The sequence below is a fragment of the Sunxiuqinia sp. sy24 genome, from assembly GCF_052677165.1.
Window position 1 is genome coordinate 307,088 of sequence record NZ_JBQYLH010000001.1, and the last position, 22,469, is coordinate 329,556.

The window sequence follows — 22,469 nt, forward strand, 5'->3', positions numbered from 1 at the left end:
TAGGCCTGGTATAGTGGCAAGCTTGTTTCTGAGGTCTGGCGTTTTGACAAAGATGGAGATGACTTGCTGACTATAAAAAAGTTGCCGCCTATGGGCTTGGGAATCATTTTTCGGTAAAAACCGATGAAAATTAGTTGTATTCTTTTGGAGAGAATCAAAAAAGAATTATTTTTGCAGTCCGAAATAAGCGAGAGTATATCACACATAAAAATATTGACAAATGAAAAGGACATTTCAACCATCAAACAGAAAGCGCAGAAACAAACATGGATTTCGTGCAAAAATGGCTTCTGTCGGCGGTCGCAAAGTTTTAAAATTGCGTCGGGCAAAAGGAAGAAAGAAATTGACTGTTTCTGACGAACCACGTCATAAGCGTTAGGACAACAAGAAAATCTTAAATACATTGAGAGGTGAAGAATAACTATTCTTTACCTTTTTTTGTTTTAGCTCATTTGATCTGCCGGACAGTACGGTTCAAGCCTATCCGAAGTGCAATGGACTGATATCTTCTTTGGAGATCGGGCAACGTCCTTCGAATTCCCACCCTTATCATGAAATAAAACCGGGGATGATCGGATTAAAATTTAATCCGATTTCCACATACTAATTTTTAAGCTATTTTTGTTCCATTAGAAGATTAAATGCTTACCCTATGAGTTTTAAGGCGTACCTGACAAGTAAGAGTTTTTGGATTAGCGTATTACTGGCCATTGCAATTACGGTGATGCTTCTATTGATCACCATATTTGGATTGCGTATTTACACCAATCATGGTGAAGCTTATGCTGTGCCCGATTTTAGTGGCATGTTGCTTGAACAAGTGACTGATAAGGTAGTCGAAGATGAGTTGCTTTTTGAGGTGATAGATTCGCTTTATATTGAAAGTGCAGCTCCCGGCTCCGTGATTGATCAGGTGCCTGCTGCCGGAGCCATGGTGAAACATGGACGCACCATCTTTTTAACCATTTGTGCTTCCAAGCCTGAGCAGGTTGCCATGCCCAAGCTCACAGATATTTCATACCGACAAGCCATGAACCTGATGATGAGCTTTGGACTGAATGTTGGCAATGTGGATTACGTGCCTTCTGAATTTCCAAACCTTGTTTTGGAGCAGAGGCTTCATGGAAAAACGGTGAAGCAGGGAACATTGGTTAATAAAGGAGCCAACATTGATTTAACGGTGGGGCAAAGTCGTTTTGGAGAAGCTACTGAAGTTCCCGACTTACTTGGCGTTCGGCTGGACCAGGCCAATGAGTTAACGGCTGTGTCGTTTCTAAATCTGGGAGCAATTATTTATGATGACTCTTTTGAGACTGATGAAGATAGCGCCGCTGCGCGCGTTTGGCAGCAACGCCCGGCTCCTGCTCGTGGTGCTAAAATTGAACAGGGAGCGTCAATCGATATTTGGTTGACCGTGGATGAAGAGAAATTACAATTAGACGAAGAAGAGGAATTTTAACTATGGTTGAAGATAAAAATACGGACTTGGGCGATGAGCTGGATGAGTCGGAAGAAGGTGCTTTGTATGAGCATTATAAGTTGATGGTTGATCCCGGGCAGAAAATGCTTCGGGTTGATAAATTTCTGGTTAATCGCATCGACAACGCTTCGCGAAGCCGGATTCAAGCGGCAGCTGAAGCTGGAAGTATTCTGGTAAACGGACAGGCGGTAAAATCAAACTATAAAGTAAAACCCGGTGACGAGGTAGCCATCATGATGGATTTTCCACGTCGCGAGTTAAAGATCATTCCGGAGGATATTCCTTTGAATATTGTGTATGAGGATGACCAGTTGCTGGTGGTGAATAAACAGCCCGGCTTGGTCGTTCATCCGGGACATGGTAATTACTCCGGAACGCTGGTAAACGCTTTGGCTTATTATTATCAGGATTTGCCGCTTTTTAAAACTACGGATCCCCGTCCTGGTCTGGTGCATCGGATTGATAAAAATACCTCAGGCTTAATGGTGGTGGCGAAAACCGAATTGGCGAAAGTTAAGTTGTCACAACAGTTTTTCGATAAAACTACCAAGCGTCAATATGTAGCACTGGTTTGGGGCACTCCGAAAGAGCCTACCGGAACGGTTGAAGGAAACATTGGGCGCAGTATAAAAGACCGCCAGGTTTTTACGGTGTATCCTGAAGGAGACCATGGCAAGCACGCTGTAACGCATTACAAGGTTTTAGAAGAGATGGGTTACGTAACTCTGGTGCAATGTCAGTTGGAAACCGGCCGTACCCACCAGATTCGGGTGCATATGAAACACCTGGGGCATCCACTTTTTAACGATGACACCTATGGTGGCAATCAAGTACTTCGAGGAACCACCTTTGCAAAGTACAAGCAGTTTGTGCACAATTGTTTTAAGATTTTGCCGCGGCAGGCGCTACACGCTAAAACCCTGGGCTTTGTCCATCCGGTAACGGGCGAGGAAATGCTTTTTAATTCAGACCTACCCGAAGATATGAGTCAGGCGATTGAGAAATGGCGTGCTTATATTGCGAACAGAAACATTGAATAACGAATGAAAAAGAATATTGCAGTAGTCTACGGGGGAGATTCCTCCGAATACGTGGTGTCTGTGATGAGCAGCAAAAATGTTTTTCAGTCTATTGATACCGAATTATTTCAGCCTTGGGCGGTTGAAATGAAGGGAGCTGAGTGGAAATTGCTTGTTAATGGCGAGCCGGTGGCTGACATCGATAAGCAGGATTTTTCGGTTGAATACCAACATGAGCGACTTCGTTTCGACTTCGCTTACATTACAATCCATGGAACACCCGGTGAAGATGGTATTTTGCAGGGCTATTTCGATTTGATGAAGATCCCGTATTCGACCTGTGGTGTGCAATCATCAGCTCTTACTTTCAATAAATACTACTGCAGTAACTACTTGCGAAATTTCAACATTGCCATGGCTAAGTCCGTGCGGTTGACGAAAGGGGATGTTATTGATGAGGATGCCTTGGTTGAAAAGCTGGGTTTGCCTGTGTTTGTGAAGCCCAATGCCGGAGGCTCCAGTTTTGGAATTACCAAAGTGAAAAACAAAGCCGACTTAAAAGGGGCTGTTGAGGCCGCCTGGAAAGAAAGTTCGGAAGCCTTGATTGAAGAATTTATTGACGGATTGGAAATTACCAGCGGCTTGGTGAAACTGAAAAATGAGTCCTTTCTGTTTCCAGTGACAGAAGTGTTGCCGAAGAATGAATTTTTTGATTTTGAAGCCAAATACACCAAGGGAGCAACAGAAGAAATTACGCCTGCACGTATTTCCGCAGCGCTTACAAAAACCTGTCAACAGCTGTCGTCTCAAATTTACGATCTCTGCAATTGCCAAGGTATTGTTCGGGTCGATTATATCTTGAAGGATGGAGTCTTTTATTTTCTGGAAGTGAACACAACGCCGGGAATGACCCCAACAAGCTTTATTCCTCAGCAAATAGAGGCTATGGGCTTTGAGCTGAAAGATATCATAAGCAAGATTGTGAATGATCAGCTTAGCTAAAAATTAGCTGTTATAAATTAGCGATGGAGACTGAAAAAGGTCTCCTTTTTTTATACCTTTAAATCCATTTTTTCGGATAAATCAGCATTCCGAAAAAGTTTGTAAATCAATACGTTTATCATTTTAGACATGGCCACAGATAGAAAAAGCAATCAAAAAGTTTCATCCATAGAGCAAATCAATGCGCAGTACGGTAAGTTGCCACCTCAGGCAGTTGATGTTGAAGAAGCTGTGTTGGGAGCCTTGATGTTGGAGCGGGACGCTTATGTTACGGTGGCCGATGTGATCGATACACCCAGTTTTTACAAAGAAGAGCACAAGAAGATTTTTGATGCCATCAAATACTTGTCCACCCATGAAAAACCAGTGGATTTGTTGATGGTGACCCAGCAGTTGAAAGATACGGGACATCTTGATGTGGTAGGTGGTCCGCTGTACATTACCCAGTTGACCAGCCGGGTGGCATCAGCAGCTCACATCGAATTTCACGCCCGTATTATTGCTCAAAAATACATTCAGCGCGAATTGATTCGGGTGTCATCCGAGATCCAGACCAGTGCTTACGATGATAACATGGATGTGGATGATTTGATTGATTTTTCTGAAACAGCGCTTTTTAAGGTGGCTGAAGGAAACATCAAAAAAGAAACCCTTCCGATTAAACCGATTTTGAAAGAAGCCGCCCGCCTGATTGAGGAGGCGTCGAAGCGCGAAGATGGATTGAGTGGTGTGCCCAGTGGATTTACGGCCTTGGACCGGATGACCTCAGGCTGGCAAAAAACCGACCTGGTGATCGTTGCTGCACGTCCGGCGATGGGTAAAACGGCTTTTGTTCTTTCGATGGCCCGAAACATGGCCGTTGAGCATAAGAAGCCGGTAGCCGTATTCTCGCTGGAGATGTCTTCCGTTCAGCTGGTTAATCGTTTGATTGCTGCGGAAACGGAATTGGGATCTGAGAAAATTAAAAACGGTAGTCTGATGGATTGGGAGTGGGAACATTTCAATCGGAAACTGAATGTTTTGGAAGATGCCCCCTTGTTTATTGATGATACTCCGGCATTGTCTATTTTTGAATTTCGGGCCAAGTGCCGGCGTTTGAAAATGCAGTACGATATTGGTGTTGTCATTGTCGATTACTTGCAGCTGATGACGGCAGGAGATGCCGGACGCGGCAGTCGTGAACAGGAGGTGAGTATGATCTCCCGATCGCTAAAAGCTATTGCCAAGGAGCTGGATATTCCAATTCTGGCGCTTTCGCAGTTGAACCGTTCGGTTGAGTCACGTGAGGGAAAACGCCCACAGCTTTCCGACTTGAGGGAATCAGGTGCGATTGAGCAGGATGCCGACTTGGTGCTGTTTATTCACCGTCCGGAATACTACGGCATTACGGAGGATGAAAACGGAAATTCATTGATTGGCGTGGCCGAAATCATTATTGCTAAACACCGTAACGGTTCGGTGGGCGATGTTCAGCTGGCCTTCAAGAAACAAAATGTTAAATTTGCCGATTTGGAAACGGTTATTCCGGAAGAAATTGGTGGCGGGAATTTTGGACAAACCTTTGGGTCGAAAATGAATGATGATCCGGGAAACATGGAGATGCCAGTTAATAGTGGCTTCGAATCCGAAAATGCCAACTCATATGGAACACCTAAAGCAGACGATATTCCTTTCTAACCAAATGAAAAAGGGCTTGCTGGTCCTTGTTTTTTCTTTATTGCTTGTGCACAGTAGCCTGGCTGTTTACCTGCTGGTACCTATGGATGATGGGCAAAAAAACCACCTGAAAGCATATGGAATAGCTTACTGGACCTTGGAGCAGGCCATTGAAGTGAAATGGTTGTTGAACTACCGGGGAGGCAGTTTTCTGATTCCGTATTACCAGGAAATTGAAAGCGAATGCCTGGTACGAGGCGTTGGTGTCGAAAAACTGGCAGATGCTCAAGCCAATCAAATTCTGGCTGAGATAGCTCGCCCCGAAGAGAACCAGGATGCTATAAGCATGCAGAAGGCACCAAAAATAGCGGTGTATTCTCCTCCCAACAAACAACCGTGGGACGATGCGGTGACCTTGGTTTTAGCCTATGCCGAAATTCCTTATGAGGTGATTTATGACGAAGAAATACTGACTAATCAGTTGCCGGACTATGACTGGCTGCACCTGCATCATGAAGATTTTACCGGACAGTTTGGTAAATTCTTTCGCTCGTATCAACACATGCCGTGGTACCAGGAAGAAGTCAAAACCAACCAGCAGTTGGCGAATAAGTTGGGCTTCTCCAAAGTTTCGGAGATGAAGCAGGCGGTAACCAAACAAATTCAGGCTTATATTGCACGCGGTGGCTTTTTGTTTGCCATGTGTGCTGCTACCGACACCTATGATATTGCCCGGGCAGCCGAGGGCGTGGATATTTGTGAGTCGATGTTTGATGGCGATCCGGCCGATCCGCACCTCAATGATAAGCTCGATTATGAACACACCCTGGCCTTTCGTGACTTTACGGTGGTGAAAGATCCGTTTCAGTATGAGTTCTCGGATATCGATGTGTCGACCTCCCGGAAAGTGTCTCCAGCTCAGGACTTCTTTACCTTATTTGAATTCTCAGCGAAATGGGATCCGGTGCCAACGATGCTTACCCAAAACCATCAGCGAATTATTAAAGGCTTTATGGGACAAACAACGGCCTTTAAACACCAGTTGGTGAAACCCAGCGTGCTGGTAATGGGCGAAAATAAAGCGGCCGGAGAAGCCCGTTACATTCATGGCGAACTAGGCCAAGGATTCTGGACCTTTTATGGAGGCCACGATCCGGAAGATTACCGCCATCTGGTGGGCGATCCGCCAACCGATTTAAACTTACATCCCAATTCTCCGGGCTACCGCCTGATTCTGAATAATATCCTCTTTCCGGCTGCTAAAAAGAAAAAGCAAAAGACCTAATTCACTTTCGACTGATGTTGGGTAAGTGCATTAAGAGGCATGATCTAAGCGCTCCGTCTAGGTTTTCGGTGCTTGTGGCTATACCTTTCCCGACGTCTCCTGCATTCTTTTCCTCCACGCCTTCTGCACCTGGTTCTGAGCCGTCGGGCAATGGCTCTGGTCGTTCGCTTAAGTTGGTGTCAGTAGACAAAGGCACAGCGCTTGAATTGGTGTATTCATATTGTCCTTCAGTTGAGTAAGTGTAGCTTGTAATTTGATCGGGTTTGATTCGGGTCAAAGCCGGATCTTCTGGGTATCTTCTGCGTTGCTTCTGTGTATCTTCTGTATTGAAATACGCAGAATATACATTGGAGTAACACAGAAGAATCTTTGAAAATACGAGCCAGGTATGGAAATATGCTGAGCGATATCGGGTGTGTTTGCTATGCGGGAAGGCCAGGAGCTCATATCCTCTGCTTGGTTGATGCGAAAATATTGATGTGTACATTCAGCTTTGAGTGAAATGAATGTCTAGCTTGTGAAGTTGTATGGTGTTGGTGTAGAGGTTGTTTGTGTTTTTGCTGGCGAAGTATGGGGGCGGTTGCTTTTTGCATATTTGACTTATACTGCATATGGAAGTGAAAAAAATAAATGGGGGAGGTCGGGAATAGCCAACTTCCCGGAGGTTTGAAATGCCCCCGGGAAGATGTGTTTGATCAAAAAAGATGGGGTGAGTTGTTATTCATAGGCTCTGGCTGGAACGTAATTACCATTGGCTTCCGGCTGGAAAGGAATGTCCAGGATTTGAATCCGGTGCTCGCCTTTCCAGTTTGTGTAAGTCAGTTCCTCTCCAATCTGCCCCAGGAAAATAGCAACCCCTAATGCCGAGAACAGCGAAACTCTGTTTTCTCTTACATTGTCAAAGCTGGGATAGACCAGTTTGATGCTATAGGTAAGTATCGGGTTAATCTGCCTTAGCGTCACAATCGAATTCATCGTAATGATATCGGAAGGCAATTCATAGGGTTGGACAATTTGAGCCGCAAGAAGCTTCTTTTTGACCAACTGAATGCTGTCAGACCGGGATAAGAATTTATTTTCGATTGTATTGACGAGTGGCATGATTTTGTTGAAGTCAACAATGGATACCAGCATCGGTGCTATCTTTTTTTGCGTTTGACAACTTTCTCTTCCTCCTTTTTTAGCTTTTTTTCAAGCTTTCGTTCTTTCAAACTTTTTTTCGGTTCTTTCAAATTACCTTTTGCCATGATTTTAAATTTTTTAGGGTTAATAAAAACAAGACATATTGTAAGGAGCAAACCGTGATTTAGACGGTATACTCTCCTTGAGATTCAGGTTGATAGATAATGCTTTTGATTTCCATTTTTTTGATTCCTTTCGGAACATTAAAGGCGATGGTGTCTCCGGCTTTGTAGCCCAGAAGTGCACTTCCCATGGGCGACAGGACGCTTATCTTGAGGTTCTTCAAGTCAGCCTCGCTGGGATAAACCAGTTGGACTGTCATCATCCTTTTGGTGTCCAGATCAAGGACTTCTACCTTTGAATTCATCGTGACATAATCGGGTGCGATGGCTTTGGATTCGACCTTGGCAGCCCGGTTAATCTCTTCTGCTAAGAAGGGTAAGTTTCTGACTTCAATCGCTTGAAGTTTCTTTTCTGAAAGTGTGAGTTTGCTCAAACGGGCAAAATCCAATTCCGTGATTGTAATTTGTTTATCCATAGGTATTAAAGATTAATTGTTGTTAAACGAGAAAATAGTCTGATTGGGGGTTGTTCGGAAGATTACCTGAACAACCTTGAAGTGCTGAAGTCTGATTGGTATCTGCCTTCGAGAAGTGAAGCTTTCTGACTTAGCATGGAGGCAAGGAACAGCCGGTGCTGCTGCCGGGCAGGACGTTTGCCCTCCCGCAGATCACGAGTCACCAGGCCATAAGAATCCTGTGTACGGATCATCTGTTGATGTCCGTCCCGAATCAATGCCTTATGTAATGTCAGGTTCCTAATCATTTTTACTTTTGCAATGCCATGGTTTTGGTCGCTTTTTAGGCAACCAAACGGGTGCATAAAAAACGGATACGACCCAAAAGCATCGCATCCGATGTAAATGTAAGTAATATTTTTGTACTTTCACACAAATTTTAGTGGATGAAAAATAAATACGCGCTTTTTAAGCAGCTGATTGATTTATTCGAAGAGTATGAGCAGGAGGAGGAGCACTTGGATTTGCTTGGATTTTCGCGCTGGATGATTGGTCGGTTGGAAGAGGAGCCAGAAAAAAATCAGAAAGTCGTATCGAAGAAAAAGATACCTCAGGATGGGGTTTCAAGTTCCTTTTTGCTGGAGTTGAATGAAAAAGCCCGATTTTTGGAAATCATTTCCCGAATGGCCCGCTACCATGAATTTTACACCCGAAAGGCGCTGAAAGATCTGATTATAAATACCCGCCTCGAATTTTTATTTCTCCAGTCTATCGATCAGATGGAAAAAGCCAAAAAGACGGATCTTATTAATACGTATCATCTGGAATACACCACCGGTATGGACACCATCCGGCGCTTGAAGAATAATGGTTTGCTGGATGAAATGCAGGACGAGTCGGATAAAAGGGCTAAGCTTTTGTTGCTTACAGAGAAAGGGAAGAGTGTGTTAAGTCAATCCATCAAACGGATTAAGGATGAGAATACCCTGTTCTTTGCAGCCATCAGCGAAAATAAGTGGAAGAAGGTATTACCTGTTTTGGAGGAGATTGATATGTTTCATGACGAGGTTTACCAAAATCATGGAGACAAACCCTTTGCCGAGATTTCGAACCTGATGGACTCACTCAAGCATTACCGTAAGTAGTGGACTGCCTTTGTGTAAAAAGAAAGTTCGGAATACAATTGAAAGCGATTTTTTGTAGCAAATAGATCGTGTTTTGGTCCTTTTTTAAGGTTGATCCACCGGGAACTTCGCATGCTGAACGTTTCCTGGATATACGCTTGTGTGTTTTAGTTTGATAAAAAGTAAAAATCCGACTTGGCTAACAAATCGGATTTCGTAGGTGCTTAACTATTTTCAACTTACAATTCGAGAACCTCACCATTGTAGAAATCCAGGATTTTGGTGCGGAAAATATAATCGTACTTGGCTTGCGCCAAGTCGCTTTTAGCTTTGGCGAGGTTATTTTTCGATTGGTTGTACTCGACCGAGTTAACCATCCCGACATTAAATTTTTCTTCCGTATAACGGAAAGCTTCCTGCATGGATTCTACAGCTTTGTTGCTGGCCATGTATTTTTTCAGGGCTGCCAGTGCGTTGGTGTACGCCTGCTCAATGTCTTTGCGCAGCACGTTTTTGGTGCTTTGCAATTCCAGTTCCTGGTTCATCACTTGCAGTTCCGCATTTTTTATTTGCGTTCGAACCTGTCCCTTGCTGAAGATGGGAATACGCATATTGACTCCTACGCCATAACGTTCGTTATTTTTTAGCTGGTCATTAAACGAAATTTTATCGCCATTAAAATCTTCGTATTTGTTGTTGTACGAGTTGTAGTAGTCGGCACCAAACGAAAGCGACGGATACAAACTTCCTTTGGCAATGGCTACTTGCTCCTTGGAACTTCCCAGCCGGTATTCGGCACTTTTTACTTCGGGGCGCAGATTTACGGCGTTACGGAAAACCTGCATTGAATTAAGCAATGTGCCGTTGGCCCTAACAACCGGCAACACGGGTTCTTTAATCTTGAATTGGTCGGTGGAGGGCAACTCCAATAGCTGGTATAAGTTTAAATAGGCCAGCTGTAAGCTGTTCTGCTGATTCACCAGGTTGAGTTCTTCTCCAGCCAGCTGCGCCTCAATTTCCAATAAGCTGCCTTTGGCCAGGCTACCGGCATCCACCAGCTTGCGGGTGCGGTCAATCTGAAGTTGGGTTACTTCCAGCTGATCTTCGGCTACCTGAACCAGTTCCTCGGCAAATAAAATTTCGAGGTACGACGCGGCAATGAAAAGCATGATGTCGTCCTTGGCTTTTTGCAGGTCGGCCAGGCTGGCTTTTAAATCCAAGTCAGCTTTGTCGATACTGTTTTGTAGGGTAAAACCATTCCAAAGCGTCATGTTGGCGCTCAGGCTGCCGCCGGTTTGGTTCGAATTGTAATTGGCATAGGTATTATCGTACTGCAGCGACCGGCCAAAATTGAAACTGTTAGACAATCCTCCGCTGACGGAGGGCAACAGATTATTCTTAGCTTGTTTCAATTCATTGCCGTAATAGTCGGTATTGATGGTTTGCTGCTGGATTTGAATGTTATTTTCGAGCGCATAGTCGATGCACTTTTGTAAGTCCCAGGTTTGTTGGGCACTGGTTGTGCCGGAGAATACAAATAGCAACAAGAAAGCGAGCAGAAATAGATGTTTCATAGTTGTTCTTTTTATGTTTTGAACGGAGCTAATTTAATCATTCGTTTGCAATTACGTCGGATTAGCCCTGGTTATTTTTGTCTTCTTTCAGTTTCTTGGGGTCAATTTTTTCGCCTTTTACTTTCTCCTCTTTTGTCAGACCTGAAACCACTTCAATGTTGATACCATCAGAAATTCCGGTTTCTACCTTACGTTTTTCAAACACGTGTTCTTCTTCGTTGACAAGCACTTCCACAAAGGCCGAATCGTTTTCGAATTTCAGCATGCCTTCTGGAATCACCAAAACACTGTCTTTGCGTTCCAGCACAATGCTGGCGTTGGCGCTGTATCCGGCACGGATAAACTGGTTGTCTTTCAGCGAAACGTCAGCCTTAATTTCAAACTGAATAGCACCGTTTTCTTCTTTTCCTTTCGGTGAAATGTATTCCAAAATAGCCTGAAACTTCTCTTTTTCAATGGCTCCAATTTCCAGTTCAATGGGCATGCCTTCTTTAATTTTTCCAACTTCGGTTTCGTCCACTTTACCTTCGAAAATCATGTCTTGCATATCGGCAATGGCAGCGATGGTGGTGCCTTCATTGAAGGTATTGGATTGAATGACTGAGTTGCCTTCTTCAACCGGAACGTCTAACACCATACCGTTGATGGTGGATCGGACAAGCGTGTTGGTGGCGGTTTCTGCTTTCTTAGTCACCCCGTTCTTGATCAGCTCCAGGTTATTTTCGGCTGAAGCCAATTCTTCTTTGGCCGAGTCATAAGCCACCTTTGAATTTTTAAATTCTTCGTAGGAAATCACGTCCGTATCGAACAATTTCTGCTGACGATTATAGTCATTTTTGGCATCTTCAAAGTTGATGTTTGCCCGGTTCAGGCGCGATTCTGCAGCATTCAGGTTAACCATATCGGGGATGATCTTGATCTTGGCAATCACCTGATCTTTTTTCACATAGTCGCCGGCCAAAATGTAAATCTCATCAATAATGCCTGAAACCTGCGGCTTAATTTCAATTTCCTGCCGGGGAACGACTGATCCGGTGGCAACCGTTTTGCGAATGACATTGCTAACAAAGGGCGTTTTGGTTTCAAAAACATCGGGTTGCTTTTTCGATTTGGTGTAGAGGAAGTAAATGGTGCCTCCAAAAATGCCTACGATGAGGACTATTCCTAAAATTTTAAAAATCTTTTTCATGGTGTTGGTTTTATTATTGTTTCTGTTTCAATTTTTTTGAGTTCCTGAGTTTGTGACTTGGTGCGTTCAAGTGGGTATAAATGTCTACCCTTCATCGCGCAGGGCATCAATGGGTTTTATTTTGATGGCTCGCCGTGCCGGAATAAAGCCGGCAAACGCGCCTGAAAAAACCAGAACAGCCAAGGCCGACAGGGCCATCGTGAGGTTGACTTCCGGGTTCCGGAAGAAGACCTCGTCTCCGGCGGCCAGCAATATCTGGTTGAGGACTTCGAGCAGCCCGACACCCAACGAAAGGCCTACGTAGCCGGCCATAACGGTCAGAAAGACACTTTCGGCAATGATGTGTAGCATGATTTTGCCCGGTGTGGCACCAATAGCCCGCTGGATGCCAATTTCCTGGGTGCGTTCTTTGATAATCACCAGCATGATGTTGCTGACGCCAATGACGCCGGCCATCAGAGTGCCGATGCCCACAATCCAGGTGAGGGCCTGAATGCCGAAGAAAAGCATGGAGAACTTTTTAAACTCGGCTTCGATGTTAAACGAGCCAATGGCTTGCAGGTCGTCGGGTGCAATTTTATGGCGTTCTTTCAGAATGCGTTTCAGCTTTCCTTCCAACGCGCTGACGCTGGTTCCGTGGTCGGCGGTGACGGAGAAAAAGTGAATCTCATCGCCATAGTTATAAGCAGTTTGCATCGTGGAAAACGGAATGATGATCGTTTCTTCTTTTTTGCCACCACCAATATTGATTCGCGTTTCAGGATGAATGACACCCACTACCTGGAAGTAGACGCCACTGATTTTGAGGTATTGGCCGATGGGGTCTTCATCTTTGTCGAACATCATTTCTTCCACGCGCTCGCCAATCACACAAACCTTGCGTTTTTGTCGCACGTCAATTTCGTTCATCAGGCGGCCTTTTATCGGTGTCCATCCATCAATTTTAAAGTAATCAGGATAATCGCCAAAGATGTTGAAAGCGCCGGTACGTTCGCCACGCACGGTGTTGTCTCCATTTTGTTGCCAGCCAAAAAGTCGGGGCGACAGGTATTCAATTTCGGATACATTTTGCCGGATGTATTCGATGTCCTGGTTGTTATAAATCCAGCGACGGCCGCGTTGAAAGCCTTCGTAGGGAACGCTGGTACGTTCGGTCCAGAAAAAGGCGGAGTTGGTGGCAAAGGCTTTCACCCCCTCCATGACACCGTTTTCCAGCGCGCGTCCGGCACCCGACATGATGATGAGCATGAAGATGCCCCAAAATACGCCGAAGGCTGTCATGAAGCTGCGCAGTCGGTTTTGCTTGAGGGCACTTAATATTTCTTTCCAAAGATCAAGATCTAACATGATGTTGTTTTTTTCAGTTATTCATCGCGCAAGGCAACAATTGGTTTAATGCTGGCGGCTCGCTTAGCTGGGATATAACCGGCAAGGGTTCCGGCAACGACCAACAAAAGGGTGGCTGCTAGTGCTACGCCAAAATCGACAGTCGGATTCATGAAAATGGTTTCGCCCTGTTGCGTTGCATCGCCCGCGGATTGGACCATCGAGTAATTGATAAGCTCCATCAGCCCGGTTCCCAGCACCAGCCCGATGTATCCGGCAACGGTGGTAATTAAAATCGATTCGAGTAAAATTAAGCCAATGACCGATGCCGGACTGGCCCCGATGGCTTTGCGGATACCGATTTCTTTGGTTCGTTCTTTCACCACAATCAGCATGATGTTGCTAACCCCGACAATTCCGGCAATGAGGGTTCCAATGCCAATAATCCAGATAAAGATTTTGATGGCCTGAAAAATCCGCATGGTCTGGATGTAATTTTCAAGCTTGTTGTACATGCCCAGCGCGCTTTCATCGGTCACATCGAAGCGGTGTTTGCGGGCAAAGGTATTGCGAATGCGTTCTTCAATGGCCTGGCTTTCTTCCAGCGTTTGGCCGTTGATAGTAATGGCAAAGTTATGCAGTCGGTTGGAGCCATTGAAAACTTTCTGTGCTGTAGAAACCGGCATGTATGCATTGCGATTGCGGGTGGATTCGGGTTCAATGCAGACGCCCACCACCTTAAAGGGCACATTGTTAATTTTAACATATTCGCCTAACGCCAGCTTTTCCTTAAAAAGGGCGGTGTGAATATCTTTCCCGATGACGACCACTTTTCGGTTTTGAAGGATGTCGACATCATTGATGAAGCGGCCTTCCAGCAGTTTCATGTTATCTACTTCATTCAGCTCCGGGTGGCAGGTAACGGTGGTGTATTCGCCTGATTCCTTTCCATAGGAATAACGGGTGTTTCCCATAAAGTAGCGGCCAGATGCTGTTTCGACACCGGGGATGTTGCTGATGATATCGTAGTCATCGTTATGGAACTGAATGGGGCGGCCCGGTTTCAATCCCTGGTGAGCAATGGTTGTTTCACCGGTCCAAATCCACATGGCATTAACCGCGTCATTCATGAAATTGTTGGCGACACCATTGCTTAGCCCATTGCCGGAGCCCAGCAAGATCATCAGCATGAAAATTCCCCAGGCGACAGAAAAGCCGGTGAGAAAGGTGCGCATCTTATTTTTTTTGATGGTTGACAGGATTTCCTGCCATTTATCGAGATCGAACATAAGGCAGAAGTTAAGCGGTTTCCAATTCTTTGGTGTAGGTATGACGGAATGCTTTGAGGTCTCCGTTACGAATGATCTCATCAATTCGTCCGTCTTTCAGGCGAACCACTTTTTGGGTCATCGCGGCAATGTCGTGCTCGTGAGTTACAATGATGACGGTGATCCCGGCTTGATTAATCTCCTTCAAAATCTCCATTACTTCATACGATGTGGAGGTATCCAGGGCTCCGGTAGGTTCGTCAGCCAGAATTATTTTGGGCTGCGAGATTAGCGCACGGGCAATGGCTACCCGTTGTTTTTGTCCTCCCGACAGCTCGTTGGGCATATGTTCGGCCCAGGGAGCCAAGCCCAGTTTTTCCAGATATTCCATGGCTGTAGCATTCCGCTTTTTCCGCTTTTCGCCTTTGTAATAAAGGGGGAGAGCCACATTTTCCATGGCATTTTTAAACGAAATAAGGTTGAAGGATTGAAAAACGAAACCCACCATTTCATTTCGGAGTTGGGCCGATTTCTTTTCGCTCATGTTGGCAATCAGTTTTTGGTCCAGATGGTAGGCCCCTTCGTCATAATTGTCAAGTATGCCCAGAATGTTGAGTAAGGTGGATTTTCCGGATCCGGAGGAACCCATGATGGAGACAAATTCGCCCTGTTCGATGTCCAGGTCTATTCCTTTAAGCACGTGGAGCTTGCTGCTTCCCATGACATAGGATTTGTGAATGTTGTTTAGTTTAATCATTGTTTTCTTGTTTTCGGCTTTGTGCAATCAAAATTGATAAAATCAGTACTTATTTCAGAAATTTATTCGATGAACGGCGGAATTCTGGGTGTCAATGGTAATTTTTCCTTCTGGTTCGTTTATCGGATAAATTGGGATGAGGAATACATTACTTAGGACGGATAGCGAGGCAAGACGTTACACGATATCGAAAATTTGTATCGGTTCTATAGGTGTTTTGTTTTTCAATAAATAGTTTAACTTTGGAATATGCTATTGTTTTCCTGTTGTGTGTCACAAAAAGAAAGAAAATATTCGTTTTTTCTTTAAAAGTCCGAAAGGAAGAATTCTAAGGTCTTATTTTTGAAACGATAAGGAAGTAGGTGAAAAAGTTGTCTGTGTTATATATCAACATAATACTTGTGGTGAAATTAAGAATGTAAAAAAAATACTACTATCATGTCAAAATTGTTTTTAGTAATAATATTTTTAAGCATACCGTTTATTTTATTTTCAAAAAGTACTATTGATACTGACACTATCCATGAGCCGCTATTCAAACCATTTATTGAAAGATATATACTTGACGAAATAAAAAGTTTAAGGCAGGAAAATCTAAGTTTGAAAGCACAAGTCACAAAACAAATTTCGGAAGCTAAATTAGAGTCAGCAGATAGAGCAATAAATTATACCACAAGCACCGTAAATAATATATTTTATATTATTACTGCTGCAGCTTCTTTGCTTGTGCTTTTAGGTTGGCGCTCGCTGAACGATATCAAAAAAAGCTTAAAGAATGATATGGCAAGAAAGTTACAGACGCTTACAGTAGATTATGAAAAACGTTTGCAGCAAATTGAGATGAAGATGACCGAACGTTCAAAAGTAATAATAGAAACGCAACAAAATATAACAGAAACAAATTCGATTCACTCCTTATGGCTGCGTGCTGGTCTGGAAAAAAGTGAAGAGGATAAAATATCAATATATGATGAAATATTAAGCATAAAACCGAATGATATTGAAGCAATGACCTATAAGGCTGATGCACTATTAGAAATAGGAGAAGTACGCTGGGCATTAAATCTTTCAAATAATGCTATCGAGCATGATGATGAGTACTCTCTGGCATACTGGCAGCGAGCTTGTGCTTATGCAAAAATGGATAAACAAGATGAAGCTTTGAAAGATATTAAAAAGGCAATTGAATTGTCTGGTACCATGCAAGACGAACTGCTTAATGAAAAACATTTTGAAAAATTGCATGATAATAAAATTTTTAAATCATTAATTCCTCATTCAGAATTATAAGAACATTCGAACGGTTTTAAATGGCAACAAGAAATGGCGAACACACAAAACACGGTATAACAAACAAGGGTTTCTGTGGTATGCGAAACTTTGTCTCTCGCTTCAACTTTGGTAACGGAGGATATGAACGAAGCCTGCAACCCCCTGCTTGCCATACCGCCACACGTTGGACAGTGCTTAAAGAGGAACATTGCGGAACCCCATGAATCAGAAAATTACAACCAGAGAAATCTCTAAAGATGAAATGTGGATTAATCACAATTGCATTCGTTTGATCGAGGGCAATATCTTTCATATTACGGCTAGTGGAGAGCAAACTTCAGAAATGGCTTACACCTATCTTGATTTATTTGATAAAATGCTTTCTGGCTCGGCGCAGCCAGTGAGTTACCTGATCGATCTGAATCAAGCGGGCAAGAACTCCTCGGGAGCCCGTAAATTATGGACGCAAATTGGCGACGATAGCCAAACGCATCGCATCGCACTTTTTGGTCTTCATCCGGTGGCTCTGGTATTGGCATCATTTGTTATTGGGGTTAGCAATGAGCAAAAAATGCGTTTCTTTAAAACCGAGCAGGAAGCCATGGCCTGGCTTAAGGAGGTTCCGGCTGATCGACAAAACTAAGTGTAACTTTTCAAAGTCCCGAATGCAATGACTACACCAGCAGATAGAAAACGAATAAGTGAGATGATCCGGGTGATTATGCAGGTTGCTCAGGGTAACTATTCGGCTCAAGTTGAGTTGTCGGAGCAGAATGATGATCTTGACTCACTGGCTATGGGCTTGAACATGATGATTGATGATGTGAAAAGCAGTATCGCTATTCAGCTTGATAATGAGCGGACCAAACAAAGAAGTGAAGATTTAAAACAGCTGGTGGAACAGGTTAAGGAGAGTAATCAGTTGAAATCGGCTTTTTTGGCCAACATGAGTCATGAGATACGGACTCCGCTAAACTCGATTCTTGGTTTTTCGGATTTGCTGAGGCTTGAACTTGAAGAGAAATCCTTCTTGCATTATAAAGGGATTATTCAAAATGCAGGTAGCCAGTTGCTACGAATCATAGATGATATCCTGGATATCTCGAAATTGGATGCCAGTCAACTGTCTCTTTTTATTGAACCCACCGATCTGAATCAGCTCATGAAGGAAGTGTATGAAGCTCAGCTTCGGCGTCACCGACTAAAACGGAAACACTTGCTGGAATTGAAAGCTCCAACCTTTTCAGAAGATGGGCAAGTTATGGTGGAGACTGATGCTGTGCGGCTTAAGCAAATCCTGAATTACCTGCTTGACAATGCTGTTAAATTTACTGATGAAGGTTGGATTGAGTTTGGTTATGTGCTCGCGCCTGCTTCAATAAACCATGAGCTTGAGTTTTATGTGAAAGATACCGGTGTCGGAATCAGTGAAGACCAACGGCAATTTGTTTTCGAGCGGTTTTTTCAGGATCTGAATTTGCAGATGACTGAAGGAACCGGACTCGGGTTGAGTATTTGTAAGGGATTAGTGGAGCTGTTGGGTGGCGAAATTCGGGTTGAATCAGAGATGGGAAAAGGAAGCTGTTTTTATTTTAGCTTACCCTTGCATGCCTCTGTTGAGCTTAAGGACGCAGTTATTCCTTCTCGGGGGTAATGGGTAAATCTTAAAGGATAAACTGTATTTATTGCTGATGATAGCCTATAATCAGTAATTTGTTGGCAAGATATACTGATGCCCGACGAGACGGATTTGCTCATTCACCGATGGTCGATAGATCAATTGACTACTATTGAATCGGTGCGAAAAAAATCTCCGTCTATAGTTGACTTAATGCTGACAGATTAGGGGGTGATGGCTTGCCACTTCCCCTGAATGACCACCCCCGCAATTTTCATCTTTTTGGCCGATTGGAAGGCATCTTCGGCGGTATGCACAATAGGTTCTCCTTGTGCATTGAATGAAGTATTGATCAAAGCTCTGACCTCGTACTTTTCATCCAGCAGGCATAGTAAATCCCACAGATAGGGATTTTGTAACCGTTCAAATATGGTTTGAATACGAGCCGTTCCATCGACATGTACAGCTCCGGCTAATTCTTCCTGTTTCTCGGGAAGAACGTTAAAGTCCATCAGCATGTATTGGCTTAAATGATGAATGTCTTGTTGACCGGTAAAGTAGCGGGTGTTTTTCTCAAGCATGACTGGCGCCACCGGCCGGTACCATTCGCGCTTCTTGTGGTGCATACTCACTTTTTGAGCCAGCTTAGGGGTGTTGGCCAGGCACAGCAAACTGCGATTTCCCAGCGCACGTGGGCCTGCTTCTCCATATCCATTGCAGAGACCAATTACATGTCCTTGGAGCAGTTGTTCAGCTGCTTGTCTTAAATCTTCGGAACTGTACTCTAGCGTATTTTTACCCAAGTTCCAGTTATTCAGGTAGGGTGAATGTGTTTCAAGTTGCCCGTGTTTTTTCCATTCGGCAAAAGCGGCGGCACCAAGGGCAAGTCCCGAGTCTTCGCAGCAGGGCGGGATAAACACGTCTTTAAATAAGCCCGATTGAATGAGTCGGGTATTGGCTACAATGTTTAAGGCACAGCCGCCGGAATAGTAAAGTGTGTTGGAGTTGCTTTGTTGTTGAAGTCGCTCAAAAATGTGCAAGGTTTCGCGCACAAAGAGTTCATGAAGTGTGGCAATCAGGTTTTGTACCCACGGATTTTTCTGGTCAAAGGATTTTAGGTTGAGATTGAAATCGGCTTTCGCCTGCTTGAAGAACTTTGATTTTTTACTCCAGATATTTTGAAAATACTGGTGTTTCTGAAGCCACTTTTCAAGTTCTGGTTTGTAGCTCCCGTGTCCGGCCAGCCCCATCATTTTTCCCGGCACCGAGTTTTGTTCGTTTTGTTTAGCTCCAATAATGGAGAATACTAGTGCATTGGCGTTAAAAATAGCGGTGAGGTGTTGGTAATTCCAGTGTGCTTCAATTTTGCGGATGGTGTTATCTTCAAAGATCCAGGCTGAGAAGTTGCTTTTGCTGGCGCCGCCGTCGAAATGAACCAGGAGGCTGTTGTTTTTGAAGTTTCCGAAAAAAGGCAGGCAGGTGAACACATGAGCCAGCTCATGATTCAGAGCCCAGGCAGTGGCTTTCTTGCCGAACCACCAGCAATGTCCTTCTTCCAGGTCAGCAGCCAACTCTTTAGGCAGTGGAGCTTCAAAGCGGGCATTTCCCTGAGCCGACAGAAAAGTACGTCCAACAACATTGTCCACAAAAACCAAATCGAATGTTTCTGTCAGTAATTTGCGGTCTTTTAATAGCAGATAAAGCTGTTCGTGCAGGCGATTGTCGCGCTTGCGCCGGGAGAGGCGTTCGAGCTGTAAAAAGTCACGAACCTTCCCATTCTGCATAATTGCCAGGTTATGATCGTGCACATAATACGGATGTTCATAGGTGTCACGATCCTGAATGCCGTAGATTGCCAGCGTAGGCTTTTCGGGGGTCATGATACAAATTGCAGGTAAATAATTAAGGCGATGAATAAATAAACGAACAGGTTACCCCAGAACTTTTGTTTCATAAAGATCAGGTAGTTGGAGATCAGGTAGGTCAAGGGAAGTGACATGATTACCAAAATTTCCTGCGAAACAGCGGGAACAAAAAGGAGTAAGGCAAAAGCAATCAGTGTGATCAGGAAAAAAACCTGGAAATTCTTGCGGGTGCTAATTTTTTTTGCGTCATACTGATTCAAAAGAAAGATTCCACCTAAAAGGCTGATCATCATGAGGTAGCCCAGGTAAACCTGCAAGGGGATGTTGCCACTAAAAAAGGAGTTTTCGGTTTCAAAATTAACCAGGATCGTATCCCAAAAGGCAGGCCGCTGGTTGGTTAAGTAATGGTATGACCAGGTAAACAACCATGGGACGCCTAGCCCCAGCACCGGAAGTGCGAAATTTCGCCATTGCGGACGTTTCTTGATTAAGGCAAATCCAATCCAGATAACCGGGAAGAAGAAGATCAGGTTGAGGTAAAACAAAGACCCTAGCCCAATGAGAAATCCGGCTTCGAAAGCACTTTCATGAAACTTTTCCTTTTCGTAGGACTGGAAAATCCGGTCGACACAAAGAAGCAGGAAAAGTAAGGCGAAATACACCGGATGCAGGGTGTGCAAGGTTACGAGGCCACCAATAATCAACACAAAAATGTTGGATGGTAAAAAGGTGCGCACCCGAATAAAGGCATATTCGGTGTTTAGTTTTAGAATGAGAAAGGAAAAAATGACTACAAACAGCATGGAAAGCAAATTGCTTAACAAAGCTGAATGTGCAACCAAGTGATGAACCAGCCGGTATAAGAACATGTCATTTTCGCCATTAAAATAGGGGAAATAGACTGGATCAATATAGGAACGAAACCAAAGTCCTGCGACCAATAGCGGAATAAGGATGAAATGGTATGCCTGGTTTGTTTTGAGTACTCTGAGTATCATAAATTATCAATGGTTGGTTGTCTCTTTTTCCTTTCAGCAATGAGCCAGGGAGGACGAGACTTTACAAGTCAAATCCGAGGTCTTTACGATAGTATTTGCCTTCATAGCCAATTTTTTCTGCATTTGCATACGACTGAGCCAAAGCCTCCTGTCGGTTTGCTCCGTACGAACTGATGGCAAGCACGCGTCCACCGGCTGTAACAACTTTTTGCCCTGCTTGCTTGGTTCCGGCATGAAACAGCAGGCTGTTTTGTACCTGATCGAAGCCTGTCATCACTTTGCCATTTTCGTAATCGCCCGGGTAGCCTCCCGAAACCATCATAACCGTTACGGCGGCACGCTCATCTATTTCAATGGATTGTTCGGCCATGGTTCCGTTAGCAGCAGCTTCCAGCAAGTCAACAAAATCGGATTTAATACGCAGCATTACTGCTTCGGTTTCCGGGTCTCCCATGCGCACGTTGTACTCAATGACATAAGGTTCACCGCTGCAGTTAATCAATCCGAAGAAGATAAAACCGTTGTAGGGGATGTTGTCTTTCTGCAAGCCATCAACGGTTGGTTTGATGATACGTTCTTCGATCTTTTTCATGAATGTGGCATCCGCAAATGGAACCGGGCTGATAGCGCCCATGCCGCCTGTATTGAGTCCGGTGTCGCCTTCACCAATGCGCTTGTAGTCCTTGGCTTCCGGTAGAATCTGGTAATTTTTTCCATCGGTAATGGCAAAGACCGATAATTCAACGCCGCTCAAAAATTCTTCGATAACGACTTTGCTGCTGGCTTGCCCAAACTGGCCATCAAGCATGGTTTTTAGCGAAGCTTCTGCCTCCGGAAGGTTATCAATAATCAATACACCTTTTCCGGCAGCCAAACCATCCGCTTTTAAAACGTATGGGGCTTGCATGGTTTTTAAGAAAGCTAGTCCCTGATCAAGCGTATCGGCGGTAACGGTTTGATATTTTGCTGTTGGTATTTGGTGACGGGCCATAAACTCTTTGGAGAAGTCTTTGGAGCCTTCCAATAAGGCGCCGGCTTTTTGTGGGCCTACTACCCGGATGTTTTTCAGTTCTTCATCGGCCAGAAAATAGTCGTGCAGTCCTTCAACCAAGGGTACTTCAGGACCCACAACAACGAGGTTGATGGCTTTTTCCAGAACCACTTTTTTGAGGGCTTCAAAATCGGTAACTCCTACGGCAATGTTTTCACCAAACTCCGCGGTTCCTGCATTCCCGGGAGCAATGAATAATTGATTAACTTTTGCTGATTGGTTGATTTTCCATGCCATGGCATGCTCTCTACCTCCTGATCCAACGAGTAAAATATTTAACATGATC

The 22,469-nt window shown here is 44.2% G+C and carries 21 protein-coding genes; 10 read left to right on the forward strand and 11 right to left on the reverse strand.

The features are described 5' to 3' along the window. Positions 1–220: 220 nt before the first annotated feature. From rpmH to ACUNWA_RS01235, 6 genes are all read left to right on the forward strand, one after another. Positions 221–379, forward strand: a complete 159-nt coding sequence (rpmH, locus tag ACUNWA_RS01210) for a 50S ribosomal protein L34 (RefSeq protein ID WP_299578220.1) — start codon at positions 221–223, stop codon at positions 377–379. A 273-nt stretch (positions 380–652) separates the two neighbouring features. Beyond that, positions 653–1,459, forward strand: coding sequence for a PASTA domain-containing protein (locus tag ACUNWA_RS01215; RefSeq protein ID WP_445590049.1), 807 nt, complete (start codon positions 653–655; stop codon positions 1,457–1,459). A 2-nt stretch (positions 1,460–1,461) separates the two neighbouring features. Continuing rightward, positions 1,462–2,520 carry an RluA family pseudouridine synthase gene (locus tag ACUNWA_RS01220; protein WP_445590050.1) on the forward strand — a complete coding sequence of 353 codons (1,059 nt, stop codon included), beginning with the start codon at positions 1,462–1,464 and terminating at the stop codon, positions 2,518–2,520. Positions 2,521–2,523: 3 nt separating this feature from the next. Continuing rightward, the gene (locus ACUNWA_RS01225; protein ID WP_445590051.1) at positions 2,524–3,501 is read left to right on the forward strand and encodes a D-alanine--D-alanine ligase; all 978 of its coding nucleotides are present in this window, start codon (positions 2,524–2,526) and stop codon (positions 3,499–3,501) included. A gap of 129 nt (positions 3,502–3,630) precedes the next feature. Further along, positions 3,631–5,178 (forward strand): replicative DNA helicase, encoded by a 1,548-nt coding sequence (gene dnaB, locus ACUNWA_RS01230; protein WP_445590052.1) that lies wholly within the window; start codon positions 3,631–3,633, stop codon positions 5,176–5,178. Continuing rightward, a complete protein-coding gene (locus tag ACUNWA_RS01235; protein ID WP_445590053.1) occupies positions 5,144–6,442 on the forward strand; it encodes a hypothetical protein in 1,299 nt (432 codons plus the stop codon). The genes dnaB and ACUNWA_RS01235 overlap by 35 nt, the downstream gene beginning before the upstream one ends. Before the next feature lies 1 nt (position 6,443). On the opposite strand, the gene ACUNWA_RS01240 is transcribed toward ACUNWA_RS01235, so the two are convergent. The 3 genes from ACUNWA_RS01240 to ACUNWA_RS01250 form a co-directional block, all read right to left on the reverse strand. Then, entirely contained in the window at positions 6,444–6,929 is a 486-nt protein-coding gene (locus ACUNWA_RS01240) for a hypothetical protein (protein ID WP_445590054.1), read from the reverse strand. A gap of 230 nt (positions 6,930–7,159) precedes the next feature. Further along, positions 7,160–7,576, reverse strand: a complete 417-nt coding sequence (locus ACUNWA_RS01245; RefSeq protein WP_445590055.1) for a GreA/GreB family elongation factor — start codon at positions 7,574–7,576, stop codon at positions 7,160–7,162. 172 nt (positions 7,577–7,748) lie between these two features. Then, positions 7,749–8,162, reverse strand: coding sequence for a GreA/GreB family elongation factor (locus ACUNWA_RS01250; protein ID WP_445590056.1), 414 nt, complete (start codon positions 8,160–8,162; stop codon positions 7,749–7,751). Between the two features lie 425 nt (positions 8,163–8,587). Here ACUNWA_RS01250 and ACUNWA_RS01255 point away from each other — a divergent pair, with 425 nt between their 5' ends. After that, entirely contained in the window at positions 8,588–9,286 is a 699-nt protein-coding gene (locus ACUNWA_RS01255) for a MarR family winged helix-turn-helix transcriptional regulator (protein ID WP_445590057.1), read from the forward strand. A 218-nt stretch (positions 9,287–9,504) separates the two neighbouring features. On the opposite strand, the gene ACUNWA_RS01260 is transcribed toward ACUNWA_RS01255, so the two are convergent. From ACUNWA_RS01260 to ACUNWA_RS01280, 5 genes are all read right to left on the reverse strand, one after another. After that, positions 9,505–10,839, reverse strand: a complete 1,335-nt coding sequence (locus ACUNWA_RS01260; protein ID WP_445590058.1) for a TolC family protein — start codon at positions 10,837–10,839, stop codon at positions 9,505–9,507. 61 nt (positions 10,840–10,900) lie between these two features. Next, a complete protein-coding gene (locus tag ACUNWA_RS01265; protein WP_445590059.1) occupies positions 10,901–12,028 on the reverse strand; it encodes an efflux RND transporter periplasmic adaptor subunit in 1,128 nt (375 codons plus the stop codon). An 84-nt stretch (positions 12,029–12,112) separates the two neighbouring features. Further along, the gene (locus ACUNWA_RS01270) at positions 12,113–13,375 is read right to left on the reverse strand and encodes an ABC transporter permease (RefSeq protein WP_445590060.1); all 1,263 of its coding nucleotides are present in this window, start codon (positions 13,373–13,375) and stop codon (positions 12,113–12,115) included. Between the two features lie 17 nt (positions 13,376–13,392). Continuing rightward, positions 13,393–14,643: an ABC transporter permease gene (locus tag ACUNWA_RS01275; protein ID WP_445590061.1), complete on the reverse strand. Its 1,251-nt coding sequence runs from the start codon at positions 14,641–14,643 to the stop codon at positions 13,393–13,395. 10 nt (positions 14,644–14,653) lie between these two features. Further along, on the reverse strand, positions 14,654–15,379 hold the full coding sequence (locus ACUNWA_RS01280) for an ABC transporter ATP-binding protein (protein ID WP_445590062.1): 726 nt from the start codon (positions 15,377–15,379) through the stop codon (positions 14,654–14,656). A 438-nt stretch (positions 15,380–15,817) separates the two neighbouring features. Here ACUNWA_RS01280 and ACUNWA_RS01285 point away from each other — a divergent pair, with 438 nt between their 5' ends. The 3 genes from ACUNWA_RS01285 (at position 15,818) to ACUNWA_RS01295 (ending at position 18,305) form a co-directional block, all read left to right on the forward strand. Further along, positions 15,818–16,669: a tetratricopeptide repeat protein gene (locus ACUNWA_RS01285; protein WP_445590063.1), complete on the forward strand. Its 852-nt coding sequence runs from the start codon at positions 15,818–15,820 to the stop codon at positions 16,667–16,669. Positions 16,670–16,871: 202 nt separating this feature from the next. Beyond that, positions 16,872–17,294, forward strand: a complete 423-nt coding sequence (locus ACUNWA_RS01290; RefSeq protein WP_445590064.1) for a SpoIIAA family protein — start codon at positions 16,872–16,874, stop codon at positions 17,292–17,294. Positions 17,295–17,321: 27 nt separating this feature from the next. Next, complete coding sequence (locus ACUNWA_RS01295) at positions 17,322–18,305, forward strand: ATP-binding protein (protein ID WP_445590065.1); 984 nt, start codon at positions 17,322–17,324, stop codon at positions 18,303–18,305. 188 nt (positions 18,306–18,493) lie between these two features. Here ACUNWA_RS01295 and ACUNWA_RS01300 read toward each other — a convergent pair whose 3' ends face one another. The 3 genes from ACUNWA_RS01300 to purD form a co-directional block, all read right to left on the reverse strand. Then, positions 18,494–20,149 (reverse strand): carbamoyltransferase C-terminal domain-containing protein, encoded by a 1,656-nt coding sequence (locus ACUNWA_RS01300; RefSeq protein WP_445590066.1) that lies wholly within the window; start codon positions 20,147–20,149, stop codon positions 18,494–18,496. After that, positions 20,146–21,132 carry a DUF6427 family protein gene (locus ACUNWA_RS01305; RefSeq protein WP_445590067.1) on the reverse strand — a complete coding sequence of 329 codons (987 nt, stop codon included), beginning with the start codon at positions 21,130–21,132 and terminating at the stop codon, positions 20,146–20,148. Before ACUNWA_RS01305 ends, ACUNWA_RS01300 begins: the two co-directional genes overlap by 4 nt. Positions 21,133–21,193: 61 nt before the next feature. Further along, positions 21,194–22,465, reverse strand: a complete 1,272-nt coding sequence (gene purD / locus ACUNWA_RS01310; protein WP_445590068.1) for a phosphoribosylamine--glycine ligase — start codon at positions 22,463–22,465, stop codon at positions 21,194–21,196. Positions 22,466–22,469: the final 4 nt, after the last annotated feature.